Source organism: Salinicoccus jeotgali (assembly GCF_055379195.1).
The window spans coordinates 429,619-447,259 of sequence record NZ_AP043830.1; the positions used below are offsets into that span (position 1 = coordinate 429,619).

The 17,641-nt window shown below is 44.8% G+C and carries 22 protein-coding genes, 1 other RNA gene and 1 riboswitch; of the genes, 21 read left to right on the forward strand and 2 right to left on the reverse strand.

Annotation, left to right across the window (positions count from 1 at the left end; all coding sequences use genetic code 11):
• Nucleotides 1-13: 13 nt before the first annotated feature.
• The 8 genes from secG to ACZ43I_RS02200 all read left to right on the forward strand — a co-directional run bounded on the left by secG (nt 14) and on the right by ACZ43I_RS02200 (nt 6,995).
• Nucleotides 14-244, forward strand: a complete 231-nt coding sequence (secG, locus tag ACZ43I_RS02165; RefSeq protein WP_344704457.1) for a preprotein translocase subunit SecG — start codon at nt 14-16, stop codon at nt 242-244.
• Between the two features lie 102 nt (nt 245-346).
• Nucleotides 347-1,093: an alpha/beta hydrolase gene (locus ACZ43I_RS02170; protein ID WP_344704456.1), complete on the forward strand. Its 747-nt coding sequence runs from the start codon at nt 347-349 to the stop codon at nt 1,091-1,093.
• A gap of 14 nt (nt 1,094-1,107) precedes the next feature.
• Complete coding sequence (gene rnr / locus ACZ43I_RS02175; RefSeq protein WP_344704454.1) at nt 1,108-3,420, forward strand: ribonuclease R; 2,313 nt, start codon at nt 1,108-1,110, stop codon at nt 3,418-3,420.
• Nucleotides 3,417-3,887, forward strand: a complete 471-nt coding sequence (gene smpB, locus ACZ43I_RS02180) for an SsrA-binding protein SmpB (RefSeq protein WP_425568435.1) — start codon at nt 3,417-3,419, stop codon at nt 3,885-3,887. The genes rnr and smpB overlap by 4 nt, the downstream gene beginning before the upstream one ends.
• Before the next feature lie 71 nt (nt 3,888-3,958).
• Nucleotides 3,959-4,324, forward strand: a transfer-messenger RNA (tmRNA) gene (gene ssrA, locus ACZ43I_RS02185).
• Nucleotides 4,325-4,548: 224 nt separating this feature from the next.
• The gene (locus ACZ43I_RS02190; protein WP_344704450.1) at nt 4,549-4,971 is read left to right on the forward strand and encodes a universal stress protein; all 423 of its coding nucleotides are present in this window, start codon (nt 4,549-4,551) and stop codon (nt 4,969-4,971) included.
• 99 nt (nt 4,972-5,070) lie between these two features.
• Entirely contained in the window at nt 5,071-5,451 is a 381-nt protein-coding gene (locus ACZ43I_RS02195) for a YbgA family protein (RefSeq protein WP_344704448.1), read from the forward strand.
• 77 nt (nt 5,452-5,528) lie between these two features.
• Nucleotides 5,529-6,995, forward strand: coding sequence for a Mur ligase family protein (locus ACZ43I_RS02200; protein ID WP_344704446.1), 1,467 nt, complete (start codon nt 5,529-5,531; stop codon nt 6,993-6,995).
• 17 nt (nt 6,996-7,012) lie between these two features.
• Here the strand turns inward: ACZ43I_RS02200 and ACZ43I_RS02205 are convergent, their stop codons facing one another.
• Nucleotides 7,013-7,360 (reverse strand): DUF488 domain-containing protein, encoded by a 348-nt coding sequence (locus ACZ43I_RS02205; protein ID WP_344704444.1) that lies wholly within the window; start codon nt 7,358-7,360, stop codon nt 7,013-7,015.
• Nucleotides 7,361-7,493: 133 nt separating this feature from the next.
• Between ACZ43I_RS02205 and aroD the strand changes: the two genes are divergently transcribed.
• Nucleotides 7,494-8,246, forward strand: a complete 753-nt coding sequence (gene aroD, locus ACZ43I_RS02210; RefSeq protein ID WP_344704442.1) for a type I 3-dehydroquinate dehydratase — start codon at nt 7,494-7,496, stop codon at nt 8,244-8,246.
• Between the two features lie 31 nt (nt 8,247-8,277).
• Here aroD and ACZ43I_RS02215 read toward each other — a convergent pair whose 3' ends face one another.
• Nucleotides 8,278-8,595, reverse strand: a complete 318-nt coding sequence (locus tag ACZ43I_RS02215; protein ID WP_344704440.1) for a thioredoxin family protein — start codon at nt 8,593-8,595, stop codon at nt 8,278-8,280.
• Nucleotides 8,596-8,726: 131 nt separating this feature from the next.
• Here ACZ43I_RS02215 and ACZ43I_RS02220 point away from each other — a divergent pair, with 131 nt between their 5' ends.
• From ACZ43I_RS02220 to sufU, 12 genes are all read left to right on the forward strand, one after another.
• A complete protein-coding gene (locus ACZ43I_RS02220) occupies nt 8,727-9,089 on the forward strand; it encodes a Spx/MgsR family RNA polymerase-binding regulatory protein (protein WP_344704438.1) in 363 nt (120 codons plus the stop codon).
• A gap of 36 nt (nt 9,090-9,125) precedes the next feature.
• Nucleotides 9,126-9,533: a glycine cleavage system protein GcvH gene (gene gcvH, locus ACZ43I_RS02225; protein ID WP_425568428.1), complete on the forward strand. Its 408-nt coding sequence runs from the start codon at nt 9,126-9,128 to the stop codon at nt 9,531-9,533.
• A 60-nt stretch (nt 9,534-9,593) separates the two neighbouring features.
• Entirely contained in the window at nt 9,594-10,007 is a 414-nt protein-coding gene (locus tag ACZ43I_RS02230; RefSeq protein WP_425568427.1) for a toprim domain-containing protein, read from the forward strand.
• Nucleotides 9,958-10,275, forward strand: a complete 318-nt coding sequence (locus ACZ43I_RS02235) for a thioredoxin family protein (protein ID WP_344704433.1) — start codon at nt 9,958-9,960, stop codon at nt 10,273-10,275. The genes ACZ43I_RS02230 and ACZ43I_RS02235 overlap by 50 nt, the downstream gene beginning before the upstream one ends.
• Nucleotides 10,276-10,315: 40 nt before the next feature.
• Nucleotides 10,316-10,415, forward strand: a riboswitch (SAM riboswitch).
• 74 nt (nt 10,416-10,489) lie between these two features.
• Nucleotides 10,490-11,512, forward strand: coding sequence for a methionine ABC transporter ATP-binding protein (locus ACZ43I_RS02240; RefSeq protein ID WP_344704653.1), 1,023 nt, complete (start codon nt 10,490-10,492; stop codon nt 11,510-11,512).
• Complete coding sequence (locus tag ACZ43I_RS02245) at nt 11,509-12,201, forward strand: methionine ABC transporter permease (protein WP_344704431.1); 693 nt, start codon at nt 11,509-11,511, stop codon at nt 12,199-12,201. Before ACZ43I_RS02240 ends, ACZ43I_RS02245 begins: the two co-directional genes overlap by 4 nt.
• Nucleotides 12,202-12,239: 38 nt before the next feature.
• Nucleotides 12,240-13,118 carry a MetQ/NlpA family ABC transporter substrate-binding protein gene (locus tag ACZ43I_RS02250; RefSeq protein ID WP_344704429.1) on the forward strand — a complete coding sequence of 293 codons (879 nt, stop codon included), beginning with the start codon at nt 12,240-12,242 and terminating at the stop codon, nt 13,116-13,118.
• A gap of 173 nt (nt 13,119-13,291) precedes the next feature.
• Complete coding sequence (locus ACZ43I_RS02255) at nt 13,292-13,627, forward strand: DUF4870 domain-containing protein (RefSeq protein WP_344704427.1); 336 nt, start codon at nt 13,292-13,294, stop codon at nt 13,625-13,627.
• A 218-nt stretch (nt 13,628-13,845) separates the two neighbouring features.
• Nucleotides 13,846-14,631: a Fe-S cluster assembly ATPase SufC gene (sufC, locus tag ACZ43I_RS02260; RefSeq protein WP_344704425.1), complete on the forward strand. Its 786-nt coding sequence runs from the start codon at nt 13,846-13,848 to the stop codon at nt 14,629-14,631.
• A gap of 15 nt (nt 14,632-14,646) precedes the next feature.
• The gene (sufD, locus tag ACZ43I_RS02265) at nt 14,647-15,963 is read left to right on the forward strand and encodes a Fe-S cluster assembly protein SufD (protein WP_425568425.1); all 1,317 of its coding nucleotides are present in this window, start codon (nt 14,647-14,649) and stop codon (nt 15,961-15,963) included.
• 21 nt (nt 15,964-15,984) lie between these two features.
• Nucleotides 15,985-17,205 (forward strand): cysteine desulfurase, encoded by a 1,221-nt coding sequence (locus ACZ43I_RS02270; protein ID WP_344704421.1) that lies wholly within the window; start codon nt 15,985-15,987, stop codon nt 17,203-17,205.
• Nucleotides 17,195-17,638, forward strand: coding sequence for a Fe-S cluster assembly sulfur transfer protein SufU (gene sufU, locus ACZ43I_RS02275; protein ID WP_344704419.1), 444 nt, complete (start codon nt 17,195-17,197; stop codon nt 17,636-17,638). The genes ACZ43I_RS02270 and sufU overlap by 11 nt, the downstream gene beginning before the upstream one ends.
• The last annotated feature ends 3 nt before the right edge of the window (nt 17,639-17,641 follow it).

Consider the following 17,641-nt stretch of genomic DNA (forward strand, 5'->3'; position numbering starts at 1 on the left):
GAGGGATTACCACATGCAAACACTGCTCGTCATATTGTTGATTGTCGTTTGTATATCTTTAATTGCAGTGGTATTGCTACAGTCAGGGAAAAGCGCCGGCCTCTCAGGTGCAATCGGTGGCGGTGCTGAGCAATTATTCGGTAAACAAAAAGCGCGGGGCATGGATCTTGTACTGCATAGGACAACAGTCATACTTTCGTTACTGTTCTTCCTGATCATGCTGCTGCTCACATATCTAAATTAGAAATAATGGCCTCCTATTGTTGATAGGGGGTTTCTTTTTATTTTTCTATGCTCCTAAATTGTCGTACAATGAAATTAATGTGCAGAAAGTAGGGTATAAATAATGAAGATACAATTACCAGAACCATTCTTTTTTGAGGAAGGCGAAAAAGCAGTCCTGTTGCTGCATGGCTTCACAGGCAACTCATCAGATGTCAGGCAACTTGGACGCTATCTCCAAAAACACGGCATAACTTCCTACGCTCCGCATTACGAAGGCCATGCGGAGCCTCCTGAAAATCTGTTGGAATCAAGTCCACACATCTGGTGGAGGCAAGTGACTGAAGCCTACGATTTCCTTATCTCTAAAGGCTACGATAAGATTTTCGTAGCAGGGCTATCCCTTGGCGGAGTCTATGCGCTGAAATTGGCGACTGTGCGGGATGTAGTAGGCATCGCCACCATATGCAGTCCGATGTACCTCAAGGACCGTGAAACAATGTATGAGGGCGTTTTGGAATATGCACGAGGCTTCAAGAAGATGGAAGGTAAGACACAGGAAGAAATAGATGGTGAGATGGAGGTGTTCCGGCCGACCGGCATGCTGGACGAGGTGCGGGATGTGATCCAGGCGGTCCGTGATCATCTCCCGGATGTATATGCACCTTTATTTGTGGCTCAGTCGGAACAGGATGAGATGATCAATCCGGACTCGGCAAACATCATCTTTAATGAAACTTCGGTTGAAAATGATGAAAAGAAACTGGAATGGTATCCAGAATCAGGACATGTATTGACAATCGATAAAGAGAAACAGCAACTGTTTGAGGATATGCATGCATTCATGGATCAGTTGGATTGGAATGAGTAATAGGGGGATAAGTAATGGGTAACTATCGAGAACGCATTTTAAATGTTATTGAGGCTGACGATTATCGTCCAATGACGATGGAGGAGTTCAAACAGGAACTTTCGGCTCATGACTCAGACGACTTCAAGGAAATGGTGAAAGCCGTTGTGGCGCTTGAAGAAGAAGGTGAAATTCACAGGACGAAAAAAGATAAATATATCAAGATGAGTGAAACCGACATGCTCAAGGGCAAGCTCTCCATGCACAAACGTGGGTTTGGTTTCCTGCGTCCTGAAGAAGGGGATATGGAGGACATTTTCATCCCGCCAACTTCAATCAATGGTGCCCTTGACGGAGATACAGTGCTGGTGGAAGTGCAGAAACATTCAAAAGGTGATAACCAAGAAGGTCAGGTCACCACTATTCTGACCCGGGGTACAACTCGAGTCGTCGGGGAGTATCATGCGAGCAAAAACTTCGGTTTCGTCGAACCGGATTCCCAAAAGATGATAGACGACGTCTTCATCCCAAAAAATCATAACCTAGGTGCCATAGACGGCCATAAAGTTCTTGTTGAACTGACTAAGTACCGGGAAGGTGAGGACAAGCCAGAAGGGCATGTCATTCAAATATTGGGACACAAGAACGACCCTGGCGTCGATATCCTCTCCATAATCTATCAGCATGGAATTGAAATAGAATTCCCTGAAGAAGTGATGAAAGAGGCGGAGGCGACACCGGATACCATCAGTCAGGATGAGTTGGATGGTCGTCGGGACTTGCGTGATGAATTTACGATCACCATAGATGGTGCGGACGCAAAGGACCTGGATGACGCAATTGCCGTCAAAAAATTGGATAATGGCAACCACGAACTGACAGTCAGCATTGCTGACGTCAGCTACTATGTCGATGAGGCGTCGGCGATGGGCAAAGAAGCCTATGAACGCGGCACAAGCGTCTATCTCGTAGATCGGGTCATACCGATGATTCCACATCGTCTGTCCAATGGCATCTGTTCCCTGAATCCTGGTGCAGACCGTCTTACAATGAGCTGCAGGATGGAGATTGATGCTGGTGGTAAAGTGGTGGACCATGATATTTTCCAGAGTGTCATTCATTCCGATAGACGTATGACATACGATGCAGTCAACCGGATGCTTGATGATGAAGACCAGGCGCTCATTGCAGAATTTCCTGACGTCTATCCAATGATCAAGAAAGCACGCGAGCTTGCCTCGATATTGCGTGGACGACGTGACAAGCGTGGCGCCATCGACTTTGATTTCAATGAAGCACAAGTGCTCGTTGCAGCAGACGGTACGCCGTCCGATGTTGTCCTCCGTACACGTTCAGTAGGCGAGCGCATGATTGAAGAGTTCATGCTTGTTGCCAATGAAACTGTAGCTGAACACTTCCATTGGATGGAAGTGCCTTTCCTATACAGGGTACATGAAGATCCAAAAGAAGAGAAACTGCGCCAGTTCTTCGAATTTATCACGAATTTCGGTATTGTAGTTAAAGGTAAAGGTAATGAAATCCATCCGCGTGCCATGCAGGAGATAGTTGAGGAAGTCGAAGGACGACCTGAAGAAATGGTGATCAGTACATTGATGCTCCGCTCGATGCAACAGGCTCGCTATGCGGAAGATAACTTGGGTCACTTCGGTCTGGCGGCTGATTTCTATACCCACTTCACATCACCGATCAGACGTTACCCGGATCTTGTTGTGCACCGGCTGATCCGCAAATATCTAATTGAGGGTAAGACGGATCAGAAGACCCAAAAGCGGATGGAGTCAGAGCTTCCTGATATCGCTGAGCATACTTCAAACAGGGAACGCCGGGCACAGGAAGCAGAGCGAGATACGGACGACCTTAAAAAAGCAGAGTATATGGTGCAGCATGTCGGGGAGACTTTCGAAGGCGTCATTTCAGGCGTCATGAATTTCGGCATGTTCGTTGAACTTCCAAATACAATCGAAGGGCTTGTCCACGTCTCCCATATGACGGATGACCACTATCAATTCCAAGAACGCCATATGGCGCTTATCGGTGACCGTACCGGCACAGTATACCGCATCGGGGATCCCGTTGAAGTGGAAGTGCTGGATGTCAATCTTCATGAGCGTCTCATTGATTTTAAGATAGTTGGAATGCCAGCTCGCCAACCGCGCGAGAGAAGGGGCAGACCGGTTGAAATTAAAGCGAAATCTGAATCCGGCAACCGTCGACAAAATGGGAAAAAAGGTAAGGATAAAGATGGCAAGAAGCACTTTGATAAGGGTAAGACCAATAAAAAACCATTCTATAAAGGCGCAAAAAACAGTAAGAGGAAGAAGAAATAGCCATGAAGAAAACACATGATAAACCATTAGCCCAAAATAGGAAGGCCAGCCATGACTATCATATAGAAGATACGCTCGAGGCGGGTATAGAGCTCAGGGGTACAGAAATCAAATCCATCCGACGCGGTTCAGCGAACTTGAAGGATGCCTATGCCCGTGTATACAAGGGGGAGATGTATGTCTATAACATGCACATTGCCCCCTATGAAGAAGGGAACCGGCATAATCATGACCCACTCCGCTCGCGCAAGCTGCTGCTCAAACGAAAGGAGATAGATAAGCTTGCCGGACAACTCCAGGAGACAGGCTACTCTTTGATTCCACTGAAACTGTATATCAAGCATGGTTTCTGTAAGGTGCTGCTCGGAGTGGGACGCGGCAAGAAGAAATATGATAAAAGGGAAGACCTTAAACGTAAACAGATGAAGCGCGATGTAGATCGTGCCCTGAAGGATCGCATGAAGTGATATTCTTGAAAAAACGTATGGAATCTGGTATTATATAGTATACGTCTGATGAAGGCGAGCTGTTAAAATCCGGGGACGTTCCGGATTCGACAGGGGCTGTTTGAGCAACTTAAGCGTGTCGGAGGTTTCGGCTCCGTCATCAACGATACACAGTTTATAATAACTGGCAAACAAGACAATTTCGCAGTAGCTGCCTAAGAGCACACTGCATCATCCCATGACGTTTCCTGTGCGTCTTGATTGGATGATTCAACCTTAACAGGATACGCATCTGGTTCTTCCGCCTGGAGAACCCGGTGAAGAGATTAATCAGGCTAGCATGGATCTGTGGTACGTCCATTACCAACAGCCATGCGAAATTAAAAAATGGACTACACACGTAGAAAGAGTTGTGCCGAGGTCCCTGGACGCGGGTTCGACTCCCGCCGTCTCCATATTTGGGAATGTACTAAAGAAATGCTTCTACCCATGACGAGGTAGAAGCATTTTTTTAATCAATCAGATGCACTTCTTCTTAAATGATGGATATCCTAGTCAGAAATGGCTGTTACATATTTAAAAAATTCATATAAAGACGAGTGATGCTTGGATTAATCTGATGAAAACTGTTAAATTATAATAAAGAAGTCATGTTTGACTCAGATTAGAAAGGTGGATGGACATGTATAAAAAAATCCTGCTTCCATATGATTTTGGAAACTCGTTCACTAACGTCCCTGAACAACTGTCGAAACTCACGGGCAACAGTGAGGATGCCAAAATCACAATATTAAATGTAATCCCCGAAAGCGAAATGGCAGATAGCGTGAAGTATCATGGCAAACACTTTGACGACATCACCGAAGATAAAATCAAGGAATTGAAGCCTTTTTTGGAGAAGTTGGATGAGCTCGGTTTGAACTATACTACAACATTCAAGGCAGGAAGGATTATTCATGAACTGCTCGAGGAAATAAATGAAAATGATTATGAAGTTGTAGTCATGAGCAACAAGCGCTCTAAACGCGATATAAAACACGTCCTCGGCCACGTCACCCATAAGATAGCCAAACGCGTAAACACGCCAGTTTTGATCATCAAATAATCCATGCTGTAGAACGAAGGCTTAAAAAGCCATCTGAAAGCCTGTCAACTATATGTTGCAGGCTTTTATTTTCTCAAAATACAGGGAGAGGGATGCGTTATGAAGGAAAGGAGAGAAACCGAGCGGCTGTGGGCCCGTGAAAAATATCGGGTCATGTATCATAGCCAACAGCATTATAATCGTTTAAGGGAAGCACTAAAGAGAGGTGCCGGAATTACAGAAGTGAGGGGCTTGATAGAAGACGCAGTAGCCGTTCCCCCGACCAAAGGGTCAATGATGAATGCATTCGACCACATTTGGGGATACTTCAAAAAGGAGTGTATAGTTGCAGAGCGAGACCGCTATGCAAACATGAAAAAGGAATTTAAGGCAGGTAATCTTACCGAAGAAGAAATGCTGGACTACCTGAAATCATTAGCGATTCTTTATCAACAGAAATATCTGCTTGATTCCACAATGCTGTTTCCAGCTTTCAATTGAGTAAATTCTGTTTATTGCCAATACGAAATGGGGTATTGTTGTAAAATGAGTGAATAGAAGGGACAAAGGGGTCTTAGATGAAGATAAATGAAATAGTGGATGCTTTAGGAGAACAATTGTTAAAAAGTATAAATATGCAGGATAGTATGGAGAAGTCGGTGTCAGGGATCACATCAATGTACCAGGATATTGAACCGGGTCATGTGTTCATGCTCAAAAACTCTGCAACCTCAGCGTATTATTTTGATGCTGCTTCAGCCAATACCCCTGCTTTCATCATCACAGATTTTGAGGTCGGCCGTTTTGACGACAGGGATGTGCCTGTAGTATATGTCGAGGATTTCATGAAAGCCGCGAATAAGATGGCAGAATTTTTTTATGGTGAGTCTATAAAAAAACTCAAATATATAGCAGTCACTGGTACGAACGGCAAGACGACGGTCAGTCATTTCATCGGCAGGCTGCTGTCCAACCTCGGGTGTAGAACGGCAACTGTAGGCACCCTTGGAATATTTGACGATTCCTATCAGAAAGTGCCGTTTCGACATACTACTCCAACTACACCAATGCATCTGGAATTTGCTGAGATCATCAAGCATTTTGCCGACCGTGACTATGACTACATTGTCTATGAGGCGACGTCAATCGCCCTGGATCAGCAGCGTACTGATTTTATCTGGAATGATATGGCCATATTCAATAATTTCAGTCCGGAGCATATCGAGTATCACGGAACTGTAGAGGCATATTTGTCAGCGAAGTTGAAATTGGCTGAGCGGAGTACACGTGTCATTGCAAATGCCGATGTACCGGAGTACGCTGCATTGACTGGTCAAGGAAGACACTTTTCCAAGAGTCCAGGAACCTATTATCATTATCAGACAGAGCTCGATCACGTCAATCTAAGCATCGGTGGATCGAGCTATATGGTATCACCGGGATTCATCGGGGAGCATAATTACATCAATTTAGCTACTGCAGTCTTCGGACTTGTGGAAACAGGTTTTTCTGCCGCTGCTGTTACAGAAGCTTCAAGAGGTATCCAGGCACCGGTTCACCGGTTTGAGCTGTTTTCGGAAGGATCTTATGACTTTGTACTGGATTTTGCCCATACACCCGTTGCCATCAATGAGGCGATATTAAATGCGTTAAAATACGCCCGGGCAAAAGGTAAGAATCTGATGGTCATGGTGACGGGCATCGGATTAAGGGGACAGGATAAGATCAAAATGACCATGGAAATGCTGCCTGAGGATATCCCGTACCTTATCCTGGCAGCAGAACAAGTCGGCTACGAAGATGAGGAAATGATTGTCCAGATGATGAGAAAGCATTTGCCGGAGAGTTATAATAATATGAACATAATCACTGCATTCTCGAGGCAGGAAGGTATTGTACAGGCGATTGAACACGCAGATGAAGATACCCTGATTCTATTGACAGGCATCAACGAGCCCCAGAACTACCGGGGCGGGATGGTGGCGCATGATGATCGGGAGTTCATTTCATCATATGTTACTGGTAATCTGAATAAAAAAGGATAGACCCTTCAGTAAAGGGCCTATCGCATATTTTCCACGTATTCCTTAATGGCTTCAGCCTGATTGTACTGGGTGTCTTTTGCACTGTATAGCAGTGTGACATTATGGCCATCGCTTTCTTTCTGGAGTGTTTCGAGGAGCTCTTTGTTCTCTTTGAGCTCTTTGAAATAGTCTTTCTTGAACGTTTCCCATTTGTCCGGATCGTGATTGAACCATTTTCTGAGATCATTTGAAGGAGCGAGTGATTTGTACCATTCATCATGGCCGAGATCTTCCTTTTTGATGCCCCTTGGCCATACCCCATCGACGAGGATACGTTTTCCGTCCTGGGATGAAGGGTCATCATAGACTCTTTTTGTTTTCAACATGATATCACCTCATTATGACTGTGCCCATTATGGTGTGGATGCAAACAAATAAAAAATAAAATGGATATACAATTGAAATTTTTATCCATTTTATTTAATGTATAAAGTAAATGAAGATACGTGGGGGATTACTATGAATATTAAAGGTGTAGATATCGGAGCAGGAATGCCGAAGGTGGTTGTATCCTTCTCGGGTAATTCAAAGAAAATGATTGATGAAGAAATGGAAGCGGCGAGGAGAAATACCAGTGCATTCGATATCCTTGAAATCAGAAGCGATGCATTTGATGCGTTGAGCCGTGAAGACCATGTAGGGATGGTTGAATATATCACGAGTCATATGGCTGGGTATCCGATCATTTATACTTATAGGACATTGAAAGAAGGTGGGAAAGGACAAAAGACGGCAGCTGAATATGAATCACTGCTTGCTGATGTGATGGAACGCTGCAACATCGATATGGTGGATATTGAATTTTTCATGTACGAAGACATCATCGATAACCTCGTCGCACGTGCAAAATCCAAGGGGATAGGCATCATCCTCAGTCAGCATGACTTTCAGGACACTCCCCACTTTGACGAAATGATGGCAACATATCGGGATATGCTCGAAAGCGGAGGAGACATTTTAAAACTGGCCTACCAACCGGGCGGGGGACGTGACGTCCTCAGCATATTGAGTGCAGTCCATGATGCCCGTCAACAGTTTGATTGCAGGGTGGTCGGCATCGCCATGGGGGAACTCGGAAAGATTACTAGGGTGGCCGGCGGAGTTTTCGGTTCATGCCTGACCTACGGTTACATACTTCACAAAGCTGCACCTGGCCAGATTCATGCAGAGGATCTGAAGGAAAACCTTAGGTTGTTTGAGGAAGGTAAATAAAAAAAGTGCCTCGGAAGGGCACTTTACTTGATTATATATTTGATTTCAGGAATTCCTGGACGGATTCAGGCGACTTGGCATCTGCAGAATGCAGGTGGGCGAGCTTCTTGCCATTTTGAAAAACGAGCAGGCTCGGAATCCCCATGACATCATTTTCATCTGCAGCTTCAGGCACATCATCCCGATTCAGCTCATACCAATCAATGTGATTGTATTCTTCCAAGATAGGGTCGATGAACATATTCATACGCGTGCAGTCCGGACACCAGTCCGCGAAAAACTTGATGATGATCTTATCATCACCTTGAATTTTTTGGCTGTAATCATCGTATGCAGTAATCGGCTTCATAATCATACTCCTTTATATATCGATATGTTTCAGTCTACCATCTTTTTTTATAATATGAAATTATGCCAGACCCCAACATCCATGGAAAATTTGAATGAAATATCTTATAATTGAACTATTGGAGGAAATTGATGACTATATTGTATGGATATCCAAAATGTACGACTTGCCGTAAGGCCAAAAACTTCTTGAAAGAGAATGATATCCCTTTTGAGGACATCAATCTCGTGAAAAATCCACCATCTGGAGAAAAAATATCGGAGATGGCTGAGAAATCCGGTAAAAGTTTGAACGAATTCTTTAATTCACGTGGGAAAAAATTCAAGGAGTTGAATCTTAAGACGCGCCTTGATACTTTATCCGACGATGAGAAGCTTAGCTTGCTGGAGGCGGACGGGCTGCTCATAAAACGACCATTACTCTATCGTGAAGAAACCATCCTGCTTGGTTTTAAAGAGGCAGAGTATAGGAGAACTTTTGACATGGATGATTAACCTTGCTTAAATGGCAAAGTATGTGAGAATATATATATGTATAAGAAAAAGGAGGTTTTTATTGTGGCATCACCAAAAGAATTCAAGTATTCAGAAGACCACGAATGGGTCAAGGTGGAAGAGGGCAAAGTAACACTCGGCATCACTGAGTTTGCACAATCAGAACTCGGGGACATCGTATTCGTCGAGCTTCCTGCTGAGGGTGACGATATTACAGTTGGGGAATCATTCGGTAGCGTAGAATCAGTTAAGACTGTATCTGAATTATATGCACCGGTAAGTGGTACAGTAGTAAAAATAAATGAAGAGCTGGAAGATAGCCCTGAACTCGTCAATGAATCTCCTTATGAAGAGGCCTGGATGCTTGTTGTCGAACTTTCCGACGATTCACAGGTCGATAAGCTGATGGATGCGGATGCTTATGATGAAATGGTGGACGCATAGAACACTTGAACTCTGGACAATGTCCAGAGTTTTTTTAAAACCTATCATGAACCAGAGGTGATGGCTGTGCATGTTTCTGATAAAATACTCATTGTAGAGGGAAAAACAGATAAGCACCGCATCAAGGAAGTACTTGTGGAACCTGTACATATAATATGTACGCATGGTACCATGGGAATCTCCAAATTGGATGACATTCTGGAAGAATCGAATGGCTCTGATGTCTATATACTGACCGATTCAGACAACGAAGGAAGAAAGATCAGGCAGTGGTTCAAAAGGCATATTAGCGAGGGCACGCACGTTTATATAGATTCGAATTATGGTGAAGTGAGCCGGTGTCCGCTCGATTATCTGGCGATGCTGCTCGCCCATCATGGATTTTACGTCGATGAAAGACTGCTCATGAAAGGTAAGTTCGAAAATGAAGAAATCCTCCGAAAAAATCGATATAATCAGTCATATTCAAGCTGAAGACACTTTCATCCTTTACTGCTACGCGCCAATTTGCGCCAATTGCAGGATTGCTGAAAAGATGCTGGACGTAGTAGCGGAGATGAAAAGTTTTTCCTATACAGCAGTGGATCTGAATTATGAAAAAGAATTGATTGAAAGATATCAGATCCGCTCTGCACCAGCACTTCTCCTTTTTAAAAATGGGGAGTTGAAGGAAGAAATCTATGCATTTCAATCCGTCCCCCATTTAACTGAAAAATTAGAAGAATTTTTTGTTGACGTCTAGACCGACTGGTGCTATTATGGTTAACAATCGAATAACAAGACTCTTATCAAGAGTGGTGGAGGGAAGTGCCCTATGAAGCCACGGCAACCGTCATTATGACAAGGTGCTAATTCACTAGATCTTAGGATCGAAGATGAGAGGCTGCGGATCATACCAGAAGCCTACTCATTTTTTGAGTAGGCTTTCTTATTTTTATAGGCAGGAGTGGAGCATGATGATAGACATAAAAAAAGCGACCAAGACATTTAAGACTAAAGCCGCAGATATAAAAGCAGTGGATGGGGTAGATCTGCATGTCCGTCAGGGCGAGATATTTGGGGTGATAGGCTACTCTGGGGCTGGGAAGTCCACACTGATCCGGCTGCTCAACGGCCTGGAGCAGCCAACTTCAGGCGATGTGGTGATCAGTGGAGATGCCCTCACCTCGATGACACGCCCTGCACTTCGGAGAAAACGTCAGAAAGTTTCTATGATTTTTCAGCATTTCAATCTTCTCTGGTCGAGGACGGTCGCCGAGAACATCAGTTTTCCGCTTGAAATTGCCGGTGTGCCAAAAAAGGAGCGTGAGAAGAGAGTCGCCGAACTGATTGCTTTGGTCGGACTGACAGGACGTGAAGACAATCATCCGAGCCAGTTGTCTGGGGGCCAGAAGCAACGGGTGGGGATTGCCCGTGCATTATCTAACCGTCCGGAAGTGCTGCTGTGTGATGAGGCGACAAGCGCGCTCGATCCGGAAACGACAGATGAGGTGCTTGAGCTGCTGGTCAGAATTCGGGATGAAATGGACTTGACTATTGTTCTGATTACCCATGAAATGCATGTGATCCGTAAAATCTGTGATAGAGGTGCTGTCATGGAAAACGGTAAGGTAGTTGAAACAGGCCCGATTATAAAATTATTCCAGAACCCTGAACATAGCGTGACGAAACGATTTGTTAAAGACGATATCAATGACGAAGAATCAGCACTGTCTTTTGAAGAGGTAAAAGAGATGTTCCCAGCTTCCAAGATTTTGAAGCTTGGATTTGTCGGGTCCCAGTCCAAGGCGCCTATCGTTTCCCAAGTCATCAAAAAATACAACTTGGACTTGAATATATTATCTGGCAACATCAAACGGACCAATAACGAATCCTACGGTCACCTCTACGTTGCCATAGAAGTAGATGAAGAGAAGTTGGGATTTCTTGGTGAGGAGCTTGCTGAGCACGATGTAACAGTGGAGGTGGAGCAACAATGACGGATTTTGTGACAGCATTCCAGGAAATGATTTCTTTTGAGAATGTCAGATGGGGGAATGTGTGGACGGCTACACAGGAAACTCTCTATATGACGATAGTTTCAACCGCGTTCACCTTTGTCTTCGGCCTGATCCTAGGCATCATCCTATTCTTGTCATCCAAGAAAGAGCATGCAGCAAGTGCACCAATTTATGGCGTAACGGCTTTCCTCGTCAATTTGTTCAGGGCTATACCGTTCATAATATTAATCATATTGCTGATACCATTCACTAAAGTGTTGATGGGTACCATCATGGGCTCCCAAGGTGCCCTGCCGGCGTTGATCATTGGAGCGTCCCCCTTCTATGCAAGGCTTGTGGAAATAGCGCTGAAAGAGATTGACAAAGGTGTAATTGAAGCAGCGGAGTCCATGGGGGCAAGCACTTGGACAATCATCAGGAAAGTGCTCCTGCCGGAATCTCTGCCGGCTTTGATATCAGGAATCACAGTCACAGCGATCATGCTGGTCGGTTCCACTGCCATTGCAGGAGTCATCGGAGCCGGCGGGCTGGGCAACCTTGCCTACATGGTCGGTTTCACTAGAAGCCAGAGTGATGTCACTCTGGTCGCAACGATAATAATATTGGCGATCGTTTTTATCATCCAGTTCATTGGGGATTTCACCGCCAAAACTGTGGATAAAAGATAGCCATCATTATAAATACATTTGGAAAGTAGGAATTAATCATGAAAAAATATCTATTGTTTTTTAGCCTGCTGGCATTTGCAGTTCTCCTGACAGCATGCGGTGGTTCCAAAGATGCCGTTTCAGATGACAGCGAGGAAAGTGCAGAGAATGCTGAAACAAGTGAAAAAGAAGAAACTGAAGAGGCTGGCGGAAAACTCTCGATAGCTGCTTCTCCCGCCCCACACGCCGAAATCCTTGAAAAGGCAGCCAGTCTGCTTGAATCAGAAGGGATCGAACTTGATATTTCAATCGTCAATGACTACACTACCCCAAACCGTCTTTTAGCGGATGAGGAAGTCGATGCAAACTACTTTCAGCACACACCGTATCTTAAAACGGAAAAGGACTCCCATGATTATGATCTAGAAAGTGCAGGGAACATTCATATAGAACCTATGGCCGTCTATTCGAAAGACTATGATGCCCTAGAAGACTTGCCAGAGGGCGCAACCATCCTCGTTTCCAACAACCCGGCTGAAGAGGGGCGTTTCCTGTCATTCTTTGTAGACACAGGACTGATCGAAATCGAAGAAGGCATCGATATTGAAGATGCAACATTTGATGACATCACCAAAAATGAAAAGAATTTCGAATTCAACAATCAGACAGCACCAGAACTGTTGGTTGAAATGTACAATAATAATGAAGCGCCTGCAGTAATCATCAATTCCAATTTTGCGCTTGACGGAGGCTTGAATCCAGTGGATGATTCAATCGCCATTGAAGAGGGCGATTCTCCATATGCGAATTTGGTGGCAGTACGTTCAGGAGATGCAGGACGCGATGATATAAAGAAATTGATTGAAGTGCTGCAAGGGGAGGAAATCAAACAATTTATCGAAGACAACTATGAAGGAGCAGTCATCCCGGCAGAGTAGCCACAGTAGCGACAGCATAGGCTGTCGCTTCTTTAATTGAGAAAATGCCCCGCTCATTTTCAATGGAGCACTTTTTTTGAAGCAGAAACATGTATAAAGCATATGATGTTACATATATTAAGAATAAGGGTAAAAGTATACTGAATAAAATACGGTCTACAGGAGGGGTAAAAATGAACAGCGAAGAAAAGGGAGTGTTCGACAAATCCATCGTCATGGTTTCATTTCTAGTTGCGGCTTTTACTGCAGTAATCGGCCCAATCATCCTATGGGTGTTGAAGAAGGATGAGGATAAGGCGACGGGAGAGGCATTGAGGGTGGTGGCCAACTTCGGTCTTTCATACACGATCTATATGTTTGTAGCCTGGTTGACGTCATTCATACTGATTGGTCTGATCCTAGGACCTATTTTGACCATCGCATTCTACGTATTCATCGTAATCGGAGCCATTAAAGCAAATGAAGGGGAAATCTACAAGCCGCCATTCACCTTGGACATCATAAAATAGAAGTCATTCTGCTTATCCCCCACGACCCGCATCGGTCGTGGGGTCTATTTTTGTCCATATACATGTTTGGGAGGGTGCAAAGGTTTAAAGTCGGGGGAGTTTACGTTATAATGTAGGAGTGTTGGAAAACCCTTGCTAGTCTTTGACTATTAATTGGAATTATTATAAACTAGTAAGGAGAAATAAATTATAAAATAATCTGTTGGAGGGTAATATAAATGGCATCTGTTCTAGAAATCAAGGACCTGCATGTTGAAATCGAAGGTAAGGAAATTCTCAAAGGTGTGGATCTCGTATTGAAGCAAGGTGAAATCCACGCTGTAATGGGGCCAAACGGTACAGGTAAATCCACGCTTGCCCAGGCGATCATGGGTCACCCAAGGTATGAAGTGACTCAAGGCGAGGTGCTTCTCGATGGTGAAAACGTACTTGAGATGGAAGTGGACGAACGTGCCCAAGCAGGCCTGTTCCTCGGCATGCAATATCCATCAGAGATTTCCGGTGTAACCAACTCTGATTTCCTGCGTTCTGCTATCAATGCACAGCGTGAAGAGGGCGATGAGATTAATTTGATGCAGTTCATCAAAAAATTGGACAAGAACATGAACCACCTAGAGATGGATCTGGATATGTCCACACGCTACCTTAACGAAGGTTTCTCCGGTGGTGAGAAAAAACGCAACGAAATCCTCCAGCTTATGATGCTCCAACCGAAATTCGGCATACTGGATGAAATCGACTCTGGCCTTGATATCGATGCGTTGAAAGTTGTATCCAAAGGAATCAATGAAATGCGCGGAGAGAACTTCGGTGCGCTGATCATCACCCACTACCAACGTCTGTTGAACTATATCGAGCCCGACCATGTCCACGTAATGATGCAGGGCCGTGTCGTCAAGTCAGGCGGCGCAGAGTTGTCTAAACGCCTAGAAGAAGAGGGTTACGACTGGATTAAGGAAGAACTCGGCATCGAAGATGAAACAATTGCTGCAGACGCAGAATAAGACAGGAGGATGACCATGGCTACTGATTTGAATGAATATGTTATCAATGCTGATGAAGTTCTTTCACGTGCAAAGGAACGCGGTGAGTCTGAACTGCTGATCAGCAAGAAGAAAGAAGCACTCGATAAAATTGAAGCGCTTGAAATGCCAAAACCGGATAAGACCAAAATCAATAGATGGGACTTCTTCACGAACTCCAAGCCCGTAGTGGACAGCGATGTCTACAGTTCGCTTGAAGAATTGCCTGAAGCGGTCAAAAATCTTCTTGACCAGGAGCATACTAAAAACATCTATGTTCAGCACAATAATACGCCTGCCTTCCTTCAGGTTTCTGATGAACTCCTCGACCAGGGCGTGATTATAGAAAATATAATTGAAGCGAGCGAGAACCACAGGGAATTGGTTGAAAAATACTTCATGACTGAAGGCGTTAAGATAGATGAGCATAAACTCGCAGCTTACCATGCAGCAATGCTGAATGGCGGATTGTTTGTATACATCCCCAAAAATGTGCAGGTGAAAGACCCTGTACAGATGGTAGTCCTTCATGATGATGAAGAAGCATCGTTCTTCAACCATGTATTGATTGTAGCTGACGAAGGTTCCGAATTGACTTATGTGGAAAACTATTTGTCTACAGTCGAACACTCTAAAGAACAGTTCAATATCATTTCTGAAGTCATTGCAAAAGATAATGCGAAAGTCACATATGGTGCAGTCGATTTCCTGACTGAAGGATTTACAGGCTACAACAACCGACGTGGTATAGTCGGTAGGGATGCACTTATAGATTGGGCATTGGGCCAGATGAATGACTCCAGTGCAATCATAGACAACACAACATATCTGATGGGCGACAACTCAAAATCAGATTTGAAGACTGTTGTTGTTGGCCGCGGAGAACAGGTGCTCAACTTCACTTCGCAGATCATCCATTACGGCAAAGATTCAGAAGGCCATATATTGAAGCATGGTGTAATGAAAGATAGTGCAACTAGCATCTTCAATGGTATAGGGTACATTAAACACGGCGCAACACGCAGCGATGCACAGCAGGAATCAAGGGTGCTTATGCTGAGTGAACGCGCAAGGGGTGACGCGAACCCGATTCTCCTGATAGATGAAGATGATGTTACTGCAGGCCATGCGGCATCTGTCGGGCGTGTAGACCCGCTTCAGATGTTCTATCTCATGAGCCGTGGCATATCCAGAAGAGAAGCTGAAAGGCTCGTTATCCACGGTTTCCTGGATCCAGTCGTACGCGCTCTGCCGATAGAATCCGTCAAGAACCAACTCAGGGATGTTATTGAACTGAAAGTACTTTCAAAATAAGCTTTAAAGGGGTTTTCCCGAATGAACGTGAATGATATCAGAAAGGATTTCCCAATCCTTGATCAGCAGGTCAACGGCAAAGACCTCATCTACCTGGATACATCAGCGACGAGTCAGACACCGTCGGTTGTCATCGATGCGATGACCGAATATTACCAGTCATATAACTCGAATGTTCATCGGGGTGTCCATACACTTGGGACTCATGCAACTGAAGGTTATGAACAGGCCAGGATGAAAGTGAAATCCTTCATCAATGCCAAACGGTTCGAAGAGATTATCTTTACTAGAGGCACCACTGCAGCAATCAATCTTGTAGCACGGAGCTTCGGTGATATGATCATTGAACCGGGTGATGAAATTGTAGTGACTGAAATGGAACACCACGCTAATATTGTCCCATGGCAGGAGCTCGCCAAGCGGACTGGGGCTGAACTGAACTTCATCCCGATGGCAGCGGACGGCACATTGACCAAAGACAGTGTCGAAGCCACTATCGGCGATAAGACGAAGATTGTCGCAGTCACGCATGTGTCCAATGTGTTGGGGACGATCAACGATATCAAAAGCATCGCTGAAACGGCCCATAATAACGGTGCCTATATTGTAGTCGATGGTGCGCAGGCAGTGCCTCATATGACGGTTGATGTACAGGATCTGGATGTTGATTTCTATGCGTTCAGCGGGCATAAGATGCTTGGCCCAACCGGTATCGGCGTCCTTTACGGCAAAAGTGAACTCCTTGACGAAATGCCGCCCATAGAATATGGTGGCGATATGATCGATTTCGTCGATCTCAGAACATCCACTTGGACAGATTTACCTGTGAAGTTCGAAGCTGGTACGCCGATGATTGCTGAAGCAATTGGTTTGGCCGCTGCTATCGACTATATAAGGGAAATCGGTCCGGAAACGATTCTGGCTCACGAAAAAGAACTTGCGGACTACGCCCTTTCGCGGATGAAGTCATTGGAGGGCATAGAAATCTATGGTCCGGATTCCCGTGCCGGGTTGATTACATTCAACTTGACCGATGTGCATCCACATGATCTTGCGACCGCCCTTGATTCAGAAGGGATTGCAGTCAGAGCGGGCCATCATTGCGCGCAGCCACTTATGAAATGGCTGGGCGTATCATCTACAGCACGCACGAGTTTCTATATATACAACACGAAAGAAGAGATTGACAGCTTGATCGAAAGCCTTAAGCGTACGAAGGAGTTTTTCTCTTATGAATTTTAATAACCTGAATCAACTATACCGGTCAGTCATAATGGACCACTATAAGAACCCACGCAATAAAGGGGTCATTGAGAACGGTACAATGACGATAGATATGAACAACCCAACATGCGGAGACCGCATTCGTCTTACGTTGAACGTCGTCGATGAAATAGTCGAGGATGTCAAGTTTGATGGCGAGGGCTGTTCCATTTCAATGGCCAGTGCCTCCATGATGACTGAATCGATCACCGGTAAAAATATCAATGAAGCACTTGCCATGGGGGATGAATTCAGCAAGATGATGTTGGGTGAAGACTATGATATCACTGAAGATATGGGTGATATCGAAGCGCTGTCCGGAGTCACCCAATTCCCGGCACGTATCAAATGTGCCACACTATCTTGGAAGGCCCTTGAAAAAGGCGTCAAATCCTCTGACAGCAAACTATGAGAA

What these genes read in the sequence shown, in the direction of transcription:
- secG (WP_344704457.1), top strand. Translation starts at nt 14, where the DNA reads ATGCAAACACTGCTCGTCATATTGTTGATTGTCGTTTGTATATCTTTA.
- ACZ43I_RS02170 (WP_344704456.1), top strand. Translation starts at nt 347, where the DNA reads ATGAAGATACAATTACCAGAACCATTCTTTTTTGAGGAAGGCGAAAAA.
- rnr (WP_344704454.1), top strand. Translation starts at nt 1,108, where the DNA reads ATGGGTAACTATCGAGAACGCATTTTAAATGTTATTGAGGCTGACGAT.
- ACZ43I_RS02190 (WP_344704450.1), top strand. Translation starts at nt 4,549, where the DNA reads ATGTATAAAAAAATCCTGCTTCCATATGATTTTGGAAACTCGTTCACT.
- ACZ43I_RS02195 (WP_344704448.1), top strand. Translation starts at nt 5,071, where the DNA reads ATGAAGGAAAGGAGAGAAACCGAGCGGCTGTGGGCCCGTGAAAAATAT.
- ACZ43I_RS02200 (WP_344704446.1), top strand. Translation starts at nt 5,529, where the DNA reads ATGAAGATAAATGAAATAGTGGATGCTTTAGGAGAACAATTGTTAAAA.
- ACZ43I_RS02205 (WP_344704444.1), bottom strand. Translation starts at nt 7,360, where the DNA reads ATGTTGAAAACAAAAAGAGTCTATGATGACCCTTCATCCCAGGACGGA.
- aroD (WP_344704442.1), top strand. Translation starts at nt 7,494, where the DNA reads ATGAATATTAAAGGTGTAGATATCGGAGCAGGAATGCCGAAGGTGGTT.
- ACZ43I_RS02215 (WP_344704440.1), bottom strand. Translation starts at nt 8,595, where the DNA reads ATGAAGCCGATTACTGCATACGATGATTACAGCCAAAAAATTCAAGGT.
- ACZ43I_RS02220 (WP_344704438.1), top strand. Translation starts at nt 8,727, where the DNA reads ATGACTATATTGTATGGATATCCAAAATGTACGACTTGCCGTAAGGCC.
- gcvH (WP_425568428.1), top strand. Translation starts at nt 9,126, where the DNA reads ATGTATAAGAAAAAGGAGGTTTTTATTGTGGCATCACCAAAAGAATTC.
- ACZ43I_RS02230 (WP_425568427.1), top strand. Translation starts at nt 9,594, where the DNA reads ATGGCTGTGCATGTTTCTGATAAAATACTCATTGTAGAGGGAAAAACA.
- ACZ43I_RS02235 (WP_344704433.1), top strand. Translation starts at nt 9,958, where the DNA reads ATGAAGAAATCCTCCGAAAAAATCGATATAATCAGTCATATTCAAGCT.
- ACZ43I_RS02240 (WP_344704653.1), top strand. Translation starts at nt 10,490, where the DNA reads ATGATAGACATAAAAAAAGCGACCAAGACATTTAAGACTAAAGCCGCA.
- ACZ43I_RS02245 (WP_344704431.1), top strand. Translation starts at nt 11,509, where the DNA reads ATGACGGATTTTGTGACAGCATTCCAGGAAATGATTTCTTTTGAGAAT.
- ACZ43I_RS02250 (WP_344704429.1), top strand. Translation starts at nt 12,240, where the DNA reads ATGAAAAAATATCTATTGTTTTTTAGCCTGCTGGCATTTGCAGTTCTC.
- ACZ43I_RS02255 (WP_344704427.1), top strand. Translation starts at nt 13,292, where the DNA reads ATGAACAGCGAAGAAAAGGGAGTGTTCGACAAATCCATCGTCATGGTT.
- sufC (WP_344704425.1), top strand. Translation starts at nt 13,846, where the DNA reads ATGGCATCTGTTCTAGAAATCAAGGACCTGCATGTTGAAATCGAAGGT.
- sufD (WP_425568425.1), top strand. Translation starts at nt 14,647, where the DNA reads ATGGCTACTGATTTGAATGAATATGTTATCAATGCTGATGAAGTTCTT.
- ACZ43I_RS02270 (WP_344704421.1), top strand. Translation starts at nt 15,985, where the DNA reads ATGAACGTGAATGATATCAGAAAGGATTTCCCAATCCTTGATCAGCAG.
- sufU (WP_344704419.1), top strand. Translation starts at nt 17,195, where the DNA reads ATGAATTTTAATAACCTGAATCAACTATACCGGTCAGTCATAATGGAC.